Here is a 15,805-nt window from a genome sequence, read left to right on the forward strand (position 1 = left end):
TATGGTTATTGTTTGTACTTGACCACTTTTTATACAAATTCACGTAATATTTGACAACGTTATCTTTTTCTCACATAAAAAAAAGAATGCCGTAATCGACATTCTTTATTGACTATTATAATGAAGAAAGTACATTGAAATAGCGACCTTCAGGGTGAGAGAACACCATTGCAGTAACCGATGCTTCTGGTTCCATCATAAATTCTTCAGTCAGATTAATTCCAATTTTTTCAGGCTGTAGCAGCTTAAATAATTTTGCTTGATCTTCTAAGTTAGGACAAGCAGGGTAACCAAACGATACTCGAACTCCTTGATATTTAGCAGAAAAGCGATCCTCCATCGTCATTTCAACTGGATCTGGAAACCCCCATTTATCTCTCATCAGTTGATGGGTTCTTTCTGCAAATCCTTCAGCTAATTCAAGGGCAGTCGCTTGAATTAAGTGACTAAACAAATAATCACCCTCATCTTTGGCCTTCATCGCTTTTTCACGAACACCAATACCTGCTGTTACAGCTAAAAATCCAACATAATCCATTTCCCCACTGTCTACAGAACGTATATAGTCAGATAAACATAAATAAGGCTCATGGTTTTGACGAGGGAATGAAAATCTTTCAATTTCCGTCTTTTTATCTTCTGGATCATAAATAATTATATCATTGCCATCACTTTGGGCTGGGAAAAATTGATACATTCCTCGTGCTTGTAATAACCCATTTGTTTTAGCTTCAAATAATAAACTATCTACTTTATCTTTTAATAAATGTGTTTTTTCATCTCCTTCAGCAAGTAAGCGACTCACCTTTCCTTGCAAACCTAAATGTTTTCCGAGTAACATTTGTAAATTTACATAAGGTTCAAGGTGTGAGATTTTATAATCTCTCAGTATATGCGGTTGCAAATCATTCGGCTCTTTGATCGCAACTTCTTTAGACACTTTTGAACGAGGAATGATCGTCTTTATTTCTTTGATAACCTTGGTTTCTTCATTATCATTTTGTAACAATTTTGCTCGCTTTTCTTCTTCAAACTTGGTTCGTTCTTCTTCTTTTACAAGTTTATTCGCTAGGTCAAGACCGTTCATTGCATCTTTGGCATATAGCACAACACCGTCATACTCTGGTGAAATACGATTATCAGTAAACTTTCTCGTTAAAGCTGCTCCCCCAACAAGAATAGGAATAGATATATTTTGTTCTTTTAAGTCTTGAGCAGTCAGAACCATTTGTTGAGCTGATTTCACTAGTAATCCTGATAAACCAACTGCATGCGGTTTTTCTTTCTTAATCGCCTCTATTAACTCATTGGATGTTACTTTAATTCCGAGGTTCACAATTTTAAAACCATTATTACCCAGTATAATCTCGACTAAGTTTTTACCGATATCATGAACGTCTCCTTTGACAGTTGCGAGGAGTATCTTTCCTTTCCCATTATCATCAGATTTCTTCTCCATATACTGCTCAAGGAAAGCGACTGAAGCCTTCATTACTTCAGCACTTTGCAGCACCTCAGCAACAATTAACTCGTTGTTATTAAATAAGCGCCCAACCTCATCCATCCCATTCATTAGCGGACCATTAATTATGTCTAACGGGTCGGAATATTTTTCTAAAGCTTTTGTTAAATCTTCAATTAGCCCTTCCTTCGTTCCTTCCACAATGTAACTTGCTAAACGCTCTTCTAGTGGTAAGTTTGAAGTTTGAACTTTCTTTTCTACTTTTTTTCCGCGATAAAAAGCAGTAAATTCAGCTAAGGTTTCATCATTGGTTTCAAATAACAGTTCATCAGAAAGTTGTTTTTCTTGTTCTGGAATGGAAGCATATCGCTCTAGTTTTTCTGTATTTACAATGGCATAGTCAAGACCCGCTTGTGTACAGTGATATAAATATACAGCATTTAAAACTTCTCTTCCGACAGGAGGTAACCCAAAAGATACATTACTAACCCCTAGTATTGTTAAACATTCGGGATACGCTTCTTTAATGAGTCGAATTCCTTCTACTGTTTCTTTTGCCGAACCAAGATATTGTTCATCACCTGTGCCGACTGGAAAGACGAGTGGATCAAATATTATATCATTTGGCTTCAAACCATATTTATTTACTAATAATTCATACGATCTCCTCGCTACTTCAAGCTTTCGTTCAGCCGTTACAGCCATACCTTCTTCATCAATCGTTCCAACGACTACCGCTGCACCATATCGATGAATAAGCGGCAACACTTTTTCAAACCGCTCTTCACCGTCCTCTAAATTAATAGAGTTAATAATTGCTTTCCCTTGTGAATACGTGAGTGCGAGTTCAATCACTTCTTCATCTGTCGAATCGATCATTAAAGGGACTTTTACTTTATTAACGACATATTTTAAAAACTGCTCCATATCATCTTTTTCTTCTCGGTCTGGGTCAGCCAAACAAATATCAATTATATGAGCACCCTTTTTCACTTGAGCCCGAGCAATTTCAGAAGCTTCTTCATATAGACCGTCAGCAATTAATGTTTTAAATTTACGTGAACCAATAACATTTGTTCTTTCACCGACAAACAATGGTCTCATGCTGTCATCATAAACGAGCGGCTCGATTCCTGAAACAGCATGAGGATGACCCAAGTTCACTTGTCTTGGCTTATAAGCTTTCATTGCATCAGCCATTGCTTTAATATGAGCAGGTGTCGTACCACAGCAACCGCCAACTAAATTCAACCAACCTTTTTCAGCAAATGCTGTCAACTTTTTCGTAAGAGACTCGGGTGTTTCATGGTATTTACCATCTTCATCAGGTAATCCAGCATTCGGATAACAACTTACATATGATGTAGCTAAATCAGATAATGAACGAATGTGATCTTGCATAAACTCCGGGCCTGTTGCACAGTTCAGACCAACCACTGTTGGCGTCATATGCTCAATTGATAAATAGAATGCCTCAATGTTTTGTCCAGCCAAGGTTGTTCCCATTGGCTCAATTGTTCCTGAAATTAAGATAGGTAACTTAACATTTAACTCATTAAAGGCGCGATCTATCCCTAAATACGCAGCTTTTACATTTCTAGTATCTTGACTTGTTTCAAGTAATAGGACATCCACCCCGCCTTTGATAAGGCCAATTACTTGCTGTTCATATGCTTCAATCAGTTGATCAAAGGTAACGCCGCCAGTAACTGATAACGATTTAGTTGTCGGTCCCATCGCACCAGCAACAAAGCGAGGGTGTTCTGGAGTGGAAAACTCATCAGCCACTTTCTTTGCAATTTGCGCAGCCTTTATATTTAGCTCCTCAGCTAAATGTTGTAAATCATAATCTTCTAATACAATGTTTGTTGCACCAAATGTGTTCGTTTCAACGAGGTCGGCACCAGCCTCAAAATACGCACGATGAATATGTTCTATTACATGAGGAGCTGTTATATTCAAATACTCATTACACCCCTCATACTCCTCTCCACCAAAGTCCTCAGCTGTTAAATTCGCATCTTGAAGCATTGTACCCATTGCACCATCAAGTACAAGGATTTTTTTCTCTAATTGTTGTTCAAACTGGCTCTTCCCCATAGTATCGTTCCTTTCTAGCGTCTCGGTTTGCCTAAAAATAGAAGTTCATTATATTTGATTTTGTAGTGATGATGGGTTGTAGCCTACTTGCTCATAGATATATTGAGTCAAGACTACTGTCATTTCATAACGAAGGAAAGGAGTAATCAAATAAATACCGTTAAAATATTGAACTGCTGTGTCGATCAGTGACTTGGCAATATTGATACCTTCTATTTCTGCTTTTTCTTTATCCTCACCACAAGCTGCCATTTTCCTGCGAATTTCATCTGTGAGCTTAATTCCAGGGACTTCATTATGAAGAAACTCGGCATTCCTCGAACTTGTCAGTGGCATAATACCAAGGTAAATCGGCTTGTTAATATGCTTTGTCGCTTCATACACATCAATGATTTGCTGTTCACAGTAAACGGGTTGAGTCATAAAATAGTCAGCACCGGCTGCAATCTTTTTCTCCATACGAACCACTGCTTTTTCCAAGGAGCGTACATTCGGATTAAAGGCTGCTCCAACTGTAAAATCTGCCTGTTGCCCCAGTGATTTTCCAGAAAATGAAATCCCTTCATTTAACTGTTTAATTAAAGAAATTAAATCAAATGACGTCAAATCATACACGGAGGACGCCCCCGGGAAATCTCCAACTTTTGTCGGGTCACCTGTCACCGCTAATACTTGGTTCATCCCTAAAGTGTGAAGTCCCATCAGGTGAGACTGCAACCCTATTAAGTTGCGGTCGCGACAAGTTAAATGAACTAAAGGTCTTGCCCCTACTTGTGATTGCATCATCGCACCTAATGCCATATTATCAACTCGAGGTGAAGCTAATGAATTATCAGCTAAAGTTACAGCATCTACCCCTGCTTCATGAAGGGCTTTAGCACCATCGAGAAACTTATTTACATGTAACTGTTTCGGAGGGTCGAGCTCCACGATGACCGCTGTTCGTTCTTTGGCGATTTCATCAATAGGTTTGTCTGTGTCTTTAGAATTTTTTCTTACTTGAATGATGAGTTGCTTTTTCTTAATGTCTTTTACAGTTATCGGTTTGTATCCTTTTAGTGCACTTGCCATTGCCCGTATATGTTCCGGTGTCGTCCCGCAACACCCTCCAAGTAGCCGAACCCCTTGCTCACGAAATCGTAAAGCGTTTTCCCCAAAGTAATTAGGATTTGATTGATAGTAGAACCTTCCATCTTCATAATCTGGCAAGCTTGCATTTGGATAACAAGATAAGAAGGCGTTCTGATATAGCGGTACATCTTCTAATGATCGAATCATATGATAAGGACCCATGCGACAATTTAGACCTACGACATCGGCTCCCGTTTCAATGAGCGCATTAAATGCTTCATTAACAGGCGTACCGCCGTATAAAACTCCTATATCACCGAGTGCCACTTGCGCAACAATTGGTTTGTCTGTCATTTTTCTAGCTAATGTAATGACATTTTTCAATTCTTCTAAACTATAAAAGGTCTCAAATAGCAACCCATCAGGACCTGCATGCAAAAGGATATCCAATTGTTCTTCAAAGCTTCGCTGTATTTCTTCATCGGTTATATTTTTAGTTTGCAGTCCAGTAATGCCACCGACTGTTCCAAGTACATATGCCCCATGGTTATGAACCGCTTTATGTGCAATTTCAACACCTTTACGGTTGAGTTCTGCTACTTTATGTTCAAGTCCATAGTTAGCTAGTTTAATGGAATTAGCAGCATACGTATTTGTTTGAATAACATTTGCTCCTGCTTGAAGATACTCTTGATGAACAGCGTATACTTTTTCTTCAGCCGTTCTATTTAAGTTCTCGAAGCAGTTTTCTGTAATCCCCTTAGAATAGAGTAAAGTTCCTATTGCTCCGTCTCCAATTAATATTTGCTCTTTAAGCGCATCAAGAAAAGCCATACTATCGCCGTCCTCTTCTTTATAGTTATTTCGTGACCGCCAAGCTTTCAAAAGCATTGCTGAAATCTTTCTTAATGTCCTCAACACTTTCTAAACCTACCGATAACCTTAACAAACCATCCGTAATACCTCTTTGTTGTCGTTCTTCACCAGGCATTGCAGCATGTGACATCGTTGCAGGATAAGATAAGATCGATTCAACAGCACCTAGACTAACCGCAAACACTGGTACTTTTACGTTATTTACAAACTGTCTAACCGCATCTTTATCTTTTAATTCAAAAGAGAGAACTGCTCCAAATCCATCCGATTGTTCTTGTTGTATGTCGTAACCCGGATGACCTTCTAACCCCGGATAATAAACACGCTCTACTTCTGATTGTTCTTTCAGCCACAACGCTAATTCATAAGCCGCTTTTGATGAATGCTCCATACGAACATGTAACGTTTTTAGACCTCGTAATACGAGCCAACAATCTTGAACACCTAATACCGATCCAAATGAATTTTGCAAAAAAGCTAATTGTTCGGCTAATTCTTCATCTTTTACGACGGCTAACCCTGCAATAACATCACTATGACCGCTTATAAATTTCGTAGCGCTATGTAATACAACATCTACTCCAAGTTCAATTGGACGTTGTAGTGCAGGTGTCATAAATGTATTGTCTACAAACGTTAAACACTCGTATTTTTTCGCCAATGCTACTACTTCTTTTAAGTTAGTAATCTTCATCGTTGGGTTAGATGGAGTCTCAACATATATCACTTTCGTATTTTCTTGAATGCCAGCTTCAACATCATCAAGATTTGTCATATCGACAAACGTATATTCAATCCCTAACCGGCTCAATACTTTGGTTACAAATCGAAATGTTCCGCCGTACACATCTGTTGTAACCACAACATGATCTCCTTTTGATAACAACATAAATGCTGTTGATATTGCTGCCATACCAGATGCAAAAGCAAAGCCTTGAACTCCACCTTCTAATTCAGCAATCGTTTCTTCTAACGCTGCACGAGTTGGGTTTCCTGAACGACCATAGTCAAATGTTCCGAATTGATCAAAATCAAATTGATGAAAAGTGGAAGCATGTTGAATTGGCACACTTACAGCTCCCGTCTCCTTATCAAATTTTTGATTATTATGCAGCAAGCGTGTTTGAAAAGAAAATTGTTCACTCATTTTTATTACATCCCCTCTATGAATTCACATGGTTAAAGGCCTGATCTAAGTCATCCAAAAGATCTCGGCAATTTTCAATTCCTACTGAAAAACGTAACAAACGGTCGCACATCCCGTTCGCAGCCCGTACCTCTTCAGGCATATCCGCGTGGGTTTGAGTCGTCGGATACGTCATTAAGCTTTCTACTCCTCCAAGACTCTCTGCAAACGAGATTAATTTTAATTGTTGTAAAAATGGATTTACCCAATTTGCATCCTTAATACGGAAAGAAAGCATACCACCGCGCCCAGGATATAGAACTTCAGTTACTGCTGAATGTTTCTCTAAATAATTTGCTATTTCACGTGCATTTTTTTGATGTTGCTCCATCCGTAGAGTTAATGTCTTCATTCCTCGTATTAGTAACCACGAATCAAATGGACTTAATATGGCCCCGATCCCATTGTGGTAATAGGCTATTCTCTCACAAAGCTCTTTACCTTTAGCTACAATTAATCCTGCAATCACATCATTATGTCCGCCTAAATATTTAGAGGCACTATGAATGACGATATGAGCACCATCATTTATCGGTTGCTGTAAAAGAGGTGTATAAAATGTGTTATCGACAATTAATAGGAGATTATGCTTTTTAGCTAATTGGCCTAACTCTGATAAATCCGCTTCTTGCATTAATGGGTTAGTTGGACTTTCAATAAATAATGCTTTCGTCGTTTTAGTAATTAATTGTTCAAATTCCACTAGGTTTCTTGGATCGCCATAATTAAATGACAGGCCCCAGTTTTTCCAGCCGTTTTCAAACAAACGATACGTCCCGCCATATAAATCGCTTGAGGCTAGTATTTGATCTCCTTGCTTAAATAAAGAAAACACAGTTTGGATTGCTGCCATACCCGAACTACAGGCAAATCCTTGATCACCCGCCTCCAGTTGAGCGATAGCTTTTTCTAACACCAACCTTGTTGGGTTTCCGGTCCTTGAATAATCAAAACCTGTTGATTCCCCGATTCCTGTATGACGGTATGCTGTTGAAAAATAAACAGGCGCATTAATTGTTCCTGTATGTTCATCTAGTCGGTTCCCGATTTGTACTAATTTGGTTTCTAGCTGTTCTTTGTTCATCGTAACTCTCCTCCACTCATATCAATACAAAAAGCCTTCCTCTTAATAATAAGAAGAAGGCTAAGAAAACAATTTCTATTGGCTATGCTCCTTCTTATCTATCAAGCTATACTAACGCTTGCTGGAATTAGCACCTGACTGTATAGCATACAGCTGGTTGCTGAGACTTCACCGGGCCATTCCCTCCGTCTCTCTTGATAAGAAAATTAATTTTCAATTTTCACTTGATACTAAATTACATGAATTGTACGAAAAAAGCAATAGGTTTTGTATGAATAACTTTTTTATTTTATTTTATTTACTCAGGGGTTGCATCTATTTGTAAGTCATCTTCATTCCCACAGACACAACGGATAAATCCTGTTTCATAGTTACCGTCTTTTCCTCGACTTCCGCGAAGGATAAATTTTTCACCACATTTTTGACAACGAATTACAACACGATATCTTGTGTTTTCAGTCATATTTACACCCCTAACACTCGATCTAATTTGCCATTTTTACTTTGTGTATACTAAACGTCCAAAGGCCAATCATAAATAAAAGCATCGTAATGTGAATATATCTGTCCATTGTTAATAATATTAAATCATAGCTTCCGTGAAGTAAAATGGGAAGAAATAAAGAAAAAAGCACATAACGATTTCGTCGCTTTTTTGAAAATTTCGCTTTCCCCAGATAATATCCCATGATTACACCAAATAAAGCATGACTGCTTACAGGGAACAAAGCTCTAAGCCAAGCTGTTTCTAGACCATTTGCGATTAAGTAAAAAAAGTTTTCTACAGAAGCAAATCCTAATGAAATAGAGACCCCGTAAATAATACCATCATATGTTTTATTGAAAGTTGCATGCTTATACGCAAAGAAAAAAAGGAGAAACCATTTAAAGAACTCTTCAGTAAACGCATACCCGAAAAATGCAATAGTAAACTCCGAGGTAAAAACACCTTCCACTTCAATTGCATATTGAATGACCATGACTGGAAACACCAAGAGAGCACCAATAATAAATGTTTTTATGATCATTAACAATGCTTGGTGACTGACATCGTTTTTTAGATAAAAGTAACAAAATAAAGCCATGGCTGGACCAGTGGTTGCCGTTATGAGCGAAAACAACGTTTTTCCAATCCTCTCTGAACTTCAATCAATTCTCTATATTTTAAAACCTTTTTCTATGTCTCCCCCAGATGAAATTAATACAGCAAGCTTGATTCTTGCTTTCTTTGAATCATAGTCCTTACCTAAGAAAACACCTCTTAATTTCAAGTCATGAGCACTCCCTCGATAGTCATAGGAAGTATGTACTTGCCCTTCTTCAGCACTAGTAGCAACAACTACTTGAACCCCTGCTTTAATAGCTGCCGAAATATCATCTACCATGTGAGGAGATACTTGTCCTCTTCCTACCCCTTCAAGGACGATTCCTTTTGCTCCCTCGTTCACGGCACATCTAATAAATTTACCATCTGCACCTGCATAGCATTTAATGATTTCTACTTGAGGGAGGTAATTATTAATGACATAGCAGTCTCTTTCGAGTGGTTTTTGATAAACACTTACAACGTCATTATCGATAATTCCTAAATAACCATAACCGAATGATTCAAATCCCTGCATATTTGATGCATGTACCTTCTTTACATATTTTGCCGACCATATACGCTCATTAAATACAATTACTGTCCCAATATTATCTAGGCTTTTATCGACTGCAACATATATTGAGTTTCTAAGATTAGAATAAACGTCCGTTCCTAGATCATCGGGTGATCGTTGCGAACCTGTCACGACGATCTTTCTTTGATCGGTAACAGCTAAATCTAAAAAGTAAGCTGTTTCCTCCAATGAATCTGTGCCATGAGTAACGACAATCCCGCTTACTGACTGATCTTCAAATACTTCATCTATTTTCTTTTTTAATTCGAGCATCCGATCAAAATCGATATGCATGCTTGGAAGTTGGAACAAACTATGGACTTCTACTTGAATATCAGATGGCAATCGGCAAAGTGAAGCTAGTTCTTCACCTGTTAACTCGCCTGATGACAACAAGCCACTAGCGATTTTCTTGGATGCTATTGTTCCTCCTGTTGTAATTAAAGCGACCTTTCTCATATGTCTAATCTCCCTGTCTATTAAGTTTTACTTTCCTTTGATCACTTCCGACTATGATCTCTCTTAACGATTTCAGCTGCAATTAAGCCACCATGAAAGCGCCCGTTTTCAATAAAGATTTCATTTGCATTATTTCCTGCTGCAATAACACCAGCTATAAAAATACCTTCCACATTCGTTTCCATTGTATCCTCATTGAAAATCGGTCTCCCAGTTTCTTTTTCTGTACCTACACCCATGTTATGCAAAAATGAATGATCGGGATGATAGCCGGTCATTGCAAAAACAAAATCTGCTTTCTCTTCTCTTTTTACTCCATTCACTTCATAAACTACAGATTCTTTTTTTATTTTAATCACTTCGGCTTTAAAAACCATTTGAATGAGATCGTTATTAATTAAAGATGCAAACTCTGGCAATATCCATGGCTTTACACTTTTTGAAAATTCATCACCACGGTAAAGAACGGTTACTCTAGCTCCAACGCGCTCCAGTTCAAGCGCAGCATCAACAGCCGAATTTTTACCGCCAATAACAACTACATCTTTGTCAAAGTAGGGGTGAGCCTCTTTAAAATAGTGGAAGACATGACTTTGATCCTCACCTTTTACTCCCATCATGTTGGGATGATCATAGTAACCAGTGGCTACAATAACATATTTACAATGATATTCAACCGGTAATTCGTTATTTTTAAGTGTACTTACAGTAAAAGTACCATCATTTCTTTTTTTTACTTCTGTCACTTGTTCATAAGCATTAATACGAATTTCCTTTCGCTTAACCACTTCTCGATAATAAGAAAGAGCCTGATTTCTCTTAGGTTTCCTTTCAACCGTTACAAAAGGAACACCGCCGATTTCAAGTTTCTCACTCGTACTAAAAAAGGTCTGGTGCGTTGGGTAACGGTAGATTGAGCTAACAATATTATCTTTTTCAATCACTAATGGGCTATACCCTTGATTCATTAACGCAATAGCTGCTGCTAACCCGCATGGACCTCCGCCAACGATAATAACTTCTTCTTGAGTCATAACAATTTCCACCTCTTGTTTTATCTCTCACAACTATAAACCCTTGCATCAATTCGATGCAAGGGTTGTAGTTTATTATCTAATATTTCTTTATGTGCCTAACCATTTATACCCAGCCTCTAAATCTAGAAGCTTCAGCCATTTTACGAACACCGACCATATATGCAGCTAAACGCATGTTTACTTTTCTACCCCGAGAAAGGTTATAAATGTTATTAAATGCTTGTACCATTACTTTTTCTAATTTAGCTTCCACTTCTTCTTCCGTCCAATAGTAACCTTGATTGTTTTGAACCCACTCAAAGTAAGATACTGTCACACCACCTGCACTAGCTAAAACATCAGGAACGATCAAAACATCTTTTTCAGTTAGAATGCGTGTTCCTTCCAGCGTAGTTGGACCATTCGCTGCTTCAACGACAATTTTAGCTTTAATGTTTGCAGCATTTGCTTCAGTAATTTGATTTTCAATCGCAGCTGGTACAAGGATGTCACAATCAAGTTCTAGTAATTCTTGATTGGAAATGGTTTCTTTGAAAAGATTTGTTACTGTTCCGAAACTGTCACGACGATCGAGTAAATATTCAATGTCTAGACCATCAGGATCATGCAGAGCACCATAAGCATCTGAAATTCCAATTACTTTTGCTCCTTGGTCATGCATGAATTTCGCCAGAAAGCTTCCTGCATTCCCAAAACCTTGGATGACGACACGTGCTCCTTCGATATCAATGCCTTTTTTCTTAGCTGCTTCCCGAATGCAAATCGTTACACCTTTAGCTGTAGCCGATTCGCGACCGTGTGAACCGCCGAGTACAATCGGCTTTCCTGTAATAAAGCCAGGTGAATCAAATTCACGAATTCTACTATATTCATCAAGCATCCAAGCCATAATTTGAGAGTTTGTAAATACATCAGGTGCTGGAATGTCTTTCGTTGGACCTACTACCTGGCTAATAGCTCGAACATATCCCCGACTTAATCGTTCTAATTCCCGGAATGACATATCACGAGGATCACAAACGATACCGCCTTTTCCTCCACCGTATGGTAAATCAACGATACCTGCTTTAAGACTCATCCAAATTGACAGCGCTTTCACTTCTGTTTCTGTAACACTTGGATGGAACCTTACTCCACCTTTTGTTGGGCCTACTGCATCATTATGTTGAGCACGGTATCCTGTAAAGATCTTAGTTGAGCCATCATCCATTCGGACCGGAATTCGAACAGTCAACATTCGAATTGGCTCTTTCATTAACTCATACATTTCATCGGCATAACCAAGTTTATCTAATGCCTCTTTTATTACTTTTTGCGTGGAAAACAAAACATTCATATTTTCCTTTTCTTTAGACTCAGTAGCTTCCTGCATGTCCTTCTCTACCATGAAATTCACCTCGAAGATATGATCAAACAAAAGTGTAGTTATATTAAAAACTTACCATCTATAACTATAAAGAAAAAGACATATTTTTTCCACCCATTGTTATAAAAAGTTTTTATAAACTTTGTTGGTGCTGGACCGATGATAAAACTTCTCTGGATGAGTTCACTTAATTAATTAAAAACATACAGCAAACTGTTTCACGTCTCAGTTTTATCATTCTAAAGGAGGGATAAACTACTAAAAAATAAATTTACTAAGCTATCTCTATTTATTCTTACATAAATTAGGTTATTATTACCTATATATATGGTATTATATTCAAGAATGGAGGGATTTTGAGTGTATAACGTTGTCGTTAATGATATTACTCTTTATTATGACCGACTTGGAACTGGAGAACCACTTGTTCTCATCCACGGTTTAGGTGAAAGAAAAGAAGGGTGGAAATATCAACATGAGCTGGCTAATCATTATGATTTAATTATTCCTGATTTAAGAGGATTCGGAAAATCAACACTTCCCGACAACAAAGAAATATCTATTACGAATTTTGCTAAAGATATTCTAGCCCTTCTAGATAAACTAAATATAAAGACAGCTCATATTTGCGGATTATCAATGGGCGGCATTATTGCACAAGAAATTTATAAATTAGATTCCTCAAAAGTTCAATCGCTCATTCTTGCTAATTCAATCTTTTATGTACCAAAGTGGCTCGGAAACTTTATTTATAAGAGTAGGAAAAAAAAGATCGAACAGCTTACTCCTGAAGAACATAAAATGATTTCAACTGAAAGGTGCCTTTATACGAAAGATAGGAAGATGATCGAGAAAGTATTACCTGCTTGGTCCGACAAATTCAACAGCTTTATTCCAGCTTGGAAAGCGTGCTTAGAAATCGATTATCGAACGCTCTTACCAACAATCGATGTCCCGACATTAGTCATTCTATGTAAGAATGACAAAATTTGTCGACCTTATAACCAAAAAAAGATGCACAAGCTTATTCCAAATTCACAGTTAGTAACGATTAAAAAGGCAGGTCATGTTGGTAAGATAGAAAAGCCAGATGAGTTTAATCATGCGATTTTGCACTTTTTACAAAGTACATATGATCAGGACCATCCAACATCCGCCCAATTTTTCATGGAAATAAAGTAGAAACTTATCATTAAAAGTTAAATAGAATGAGCTATCTTGATATAAGTTAACCTGTTTTGATAAGAGAAAAGGCTAACTCAAATCAGCCGCTAAATGCGACCTTTTAAGTCAGCCTTTTTTTCTTACTTTTTAATGGAAAGCTCTACTAAACGTTCAATCATATCCTCATACGATAAGCCAATTTCTCTCGCTGCATCCGGATAGAGGCTCGTCGGTGTCATTCCAGGAAGAGTGTTTACTTCTAATATTACAGGTTCACTGCCGTCTCTTGGAACGATAAAATCCACACGTGAATAAATATCACAACCTAATGATTGATGAGCTAAGACTGCATTTTTTTGCAGCAAAGTTGTCACTTCATCCTCAACACGAGCAGGAACAATATGCTCACTCATACCAGGCGCATATTTTGCTTCATAATCATAATATTTATTTTTCGGTACAATCTCGACAACCGGTAATGCTTTTTCCTCACCTTTATTCCCCATCACTGCAACCGTTACTTCGACACCATCAATAAATTCTTCCACTAATACAGTATCATCAAACTTAAACGCTTCTTCAATACCATTTAATAATTCTTGTTCATTTTGGGCAATCGTTAATCCTATTGTGGAACCTTCTTGGTTAGGTTTAACTACTGCCGGGAAATTCGTATCCCATTTAAATTGTCCTTTAGCATAGTTATGCTTATATACAACCATTTCTTTCGCTACGCGAATGTCATTTTTATGAAAGAACGTTTTGGCTTTTGCTTTATCCATGGCTAAGGCAGATCCTAGAACTCCTGACCCTACATATGGGATGTTTAGCATTTCAAGCAATGCTTGAATTCTACCATCTTCACCGTAACGTCCGTGCAAACCTATATATACGATATCAACATTTAAGTTGATGATGTCGTTAATTCGTTGCGGATGGAAATCAATACCGATTACTTCATGTCCTTTTTTTGAGAGGGCATCGATAATTCCTTTACCCGAAGATAAAGAAACCTCTCGCTCAGCTGATGTTCCACCGTACAATACACCAATTTTCATATTGAGTATCACTCCTAAAATAATATGTATCCTCATTATATTCGCCTATGTAACTCTTGCTACAACACAACAAAAATTACCACAATCCCTACTATCATAACATGAAGTAAAGAAAAGCGTAAGGGGCCTGCTTATCGGCGACAAGCGCTGGAGGGCCAGCAATAAGTGTCCCGGTTTTGGACACGTTTGATGGACCGAAGCGACCTCGAGCCGATGGCCCCTGGAGCTAGACAAGTAGAAAAGCGTAAGGACCCGTTTAGCGACGTATGGACTGGAGCCCGCCGTATGAGATAAAGAAAACACGTAGAGCGAATGCGATACGATGTTGCCTTATCGTAAGGAGGCGAGTGAAGTCCACTAGGCGCTGGGTGCTGGAGCTAGACAAGTAGAAAAGCGTAAGGGGCCTGCTTATCGGCGACAAGCACTGGAGGACCAGCAATAAGTGTCCCGGTTTTGGACACGTTTGATGGACCAAAGCGACCTCAAGCCACTGTACGATAAAGAATGTACTTCTTTGCAGCCCCCATTTATAATCTCTCTTTAACATAAACATAAAAAAACGCCCCTATTCGAGAGGCGTTAACATTTAGGCCTATTGACAAACGTGTGATATGTTCGATAAATCGCTTCTACTTTCATTAGTTCTTTACCATATTCCGCAATCCGATACGTGGTTATAGTTGAAGGGTTACCAAATTCAGATAATAATGCGATAAACGAATCGTCATCGACTCCAATAAGATCATATTCTTCAAATTTTAAATAAAATTTATTGTCATATGAATATAACGTACCGCCAACCACTCCAAAAGGATAGAGTCTTGAAGATAAAGCAATTACATCTTCGAAGGTGTCAAATTCATAGAACACTTCATCACTTTCATCAAGTGTAACCTTCATTTCAATGTAACCATCATCATAATCATCTTCAAACTCTTCATCGTCTCTAGAGCCTTTTGTAACGATGATGACCATACCTTGCGCCGGCATAACAAATACTTCAACAGCAACTGGCCCATCCGCTTTAAAGCCTAGTTCATCATCTGCTTCGGACATCATTTCACGAAACAGATCATGTACTTTCGGACCGTCCATCCACAAGTCTTCTTTCGTCATTCCTCTTTCTTTTAGGTCATCAAAGGTTAAAAAAATTTTTATTTTATCCATGGTTAAACGCTCTAAACGCATCTATGACCCTCCCTGTGCCAGGCATCCCGCCCCAGACCGTTCATTCAACGGTTAATGCGTATATTGTACCGTTTGTTGTCATGATTGTTACTA

13 protein-coding genes and 1 riboswitch are annotated in these 15,805 nt (G+C 38.1%); of the genes, 2 read left to right on the forward strand and 11 right to left on the reverse strand.

Translation table 11 applies throughout. From position 1 onward, the window contains the following. Window positions 1-115: 115 nt before the first annotated feature. From metH to N7Z68_RS01000, 9 genes are all read right to left on the reverse strand, one after another. The gene (gene metH / locus N7Z68_RS00960) at window positions 116-3,562 is read right to left on the reverse strand and encodes a methionine synthase (RefSeq protein WP_275116580.1); all 3,447 of its coding nucleotides are present in this window, start codon (window positions 3,560-3,562) and stop codon (window positions 116-118) included. 48 nt (window positions 3,563-3,610) lie between these two features. Next, window positions 3,611-5,467, reverse strand: a complete 1,857-nt coding sequence (locus tag N7Z68_RS00965) for a bifunctional homocysteine S-methyltransferase/methylenetetrahydrofolate reductase (protein WP_275116910.1) — start codon at window positions 5,465-5,467, stop codon at window positions 3,611-3,613. A 25-nt stretch (window positions 5,468-5,492) separates the two neighbouring features. Further along, a complete protein-coding gene (gene metC, locus N7Z68_RS00970; protein WP_275116581.1) occupies window positions 5,493-6,656 on the reverse strand; it encodes a cystathionine beta-lyase in 1,164 nt (387 codons plus the stop codon). 16 nt (window positions 6,657-6,672) lie between these two features. Further along, on the reverse strand, window positions 6,673-7,779 hold the full coding sequence (locus N7Z68_RS00975) for a methionine biosynthesis PLP-dependent protein (protein WP_275116582.1): 1,107 nt from the start codon (window positions 7,777-7,779) through the stop codon (window positions 6,673-6,675). 91 nt (window positions 7,780-7,870) lie between these two features. Further along, window positions 7,871-7,983: riboswitch (SAM riboswitch) on the reverse strand. Between the two features lie 94 nt (window positions 7,984-8,077). Further along, the gene (locus N7Z68_RS00980; RefSeq protein WP_275116583.1) at window positions 8,078-8,242 is read right to left on the reverse strand and encodes a hypothetical protein; all 165 of its coding nucleotides are present in this window, start codon (window positions 8,240-8,242) and stop codon (window positions 8,078-8,080) included. A gap of 22 nt (window positions 8,243-8,264) precedes the next feature. Then, a complete protein-coding gene (gene prsW, locus N7Z68_RS00985) occupies window positions 8,265-8,900 on the reverse strand; it encodes a glutamic-type intramembrane protease PrsW (protein WP_275116584.1) in 636 nt (211 codons plus the stop codon). A gap of 36 nt (window positions 8,901-8,936) precedes the next feature. Continuing rightward, entirely contained in the window at window positions 8,937-9,899 is a 963-nt protein-coding gene (locus N7Z68_RS00990) for an asparaginase (protein WP_275116585.1), read from the reverse strand. A gap of 41 nt (window positions 9,900-9,940) precedes the next feature. Beyond that, on the reverse strand, window positions 9,941-10,933 hold the full coding sequence (locus tag N7Z68_RS00995; protein ID WP_275116586.1) for a YpdA family putative bacillithiol disulfide reductase: 993 nt from the start codon (window positions 10,931-10,933) through the stop codon (window positions 9,941-9,943). A gap of 106 nt (window positions 10,934-11,039) precedes the next feature. After that, window positions 11,040-12,323, reverse strand: coding sequence for a Glu/Leu/Phe/Val family dehydrogenase (locus tag N7Z68_RS01000; protein WP_275116587.1), 1,284 nt, complete (start codon window positions 12,321-12,323; stop codon window positions 11,040-11,042). Between the two features lie 339 nt (window positions 12,324-12,662). On the opposite strand from N7Z68_RS01000, the gene N7Z68_RS01005 reads away from it, so the two are divergent. Next, the gene (locus tag N7Z68_RS01005) at window positions 12,663-13,484 is read left to right on the forward strand and encodes an alpha/beta fold hydrolase (RefSeq protein ID WP_275116588.1); all 822 of its coding nucleotides are present in this window, start codon (window positions 12,663-12,665) and stop codon (window positions 13,482-13,484) included. A gap of 122 nt (window positions 13,485-13,606) precedes the next feature. Here N7Z68_RS01005 and N7Z68_RS01010 read toward each other — a convergent pair whose 3' ends face one another. Further along, complete coding sequence (locus tag N7Z68_RS01010; RefSeq protein ID WP_275116589.1) at window positions 13,607-14,524, reverse strand: D-alanine--D-alanine ligase family protein; 918 nt, start codon at window positions 14,522-14,524, stop codon at window positions 13,607-13,609. Window positions 14,525-14,689: 165 nt separating this feature from the next. Between N7Z68_RS01010 and N7Z68_RS01015 the strand changes: the two genes are divergently transcribed. Beyond that, the gene (locus N7Z68_RS01015) at window positions 14,690-14,818 is read left to right on the forward strand and encodes a hypothetical protein (protein ID WP_275116590.1); all 129 of its coding nucleotides are present in this window, start codon (window positions 14,690-14,692) and stop codon (window positions 14,816-14,818) included. Window positions 14,819-15,103: 285 nt separating this feature from the next. Here the strand turns inward: N7Z68_RS01015 and N7Z68_RS01020 are convergent, their stop codons facing one another. Continuing rightward, window positions 15,104-15,712 carry a genetic competence negative regulator gene (locus N7Z68_RS01020; protein WP_275116591.1) on the reverse strand — a complete coding sequence of 203 codons (609 nt, stop codon included), beginning with the start codon at window positions 15,710-15,712 and terminating at the stop codon, window positions 15,104-15,106. Window positions 15,713-15,805: the final 93 nt, after the last annotated feature.

The sequence above is a fragment of the Alkalihalobacterium chitinilyticum genome (genome assembly GCF_029028005.1).
GTDB classification, from domain to species: domain Bacteria; phylum Bacillota; class Bacilli; order Bacillales; family Bacillaceae_F; genus Alkalihalobacterium; species Alkalihalobacterium chitinilyticum.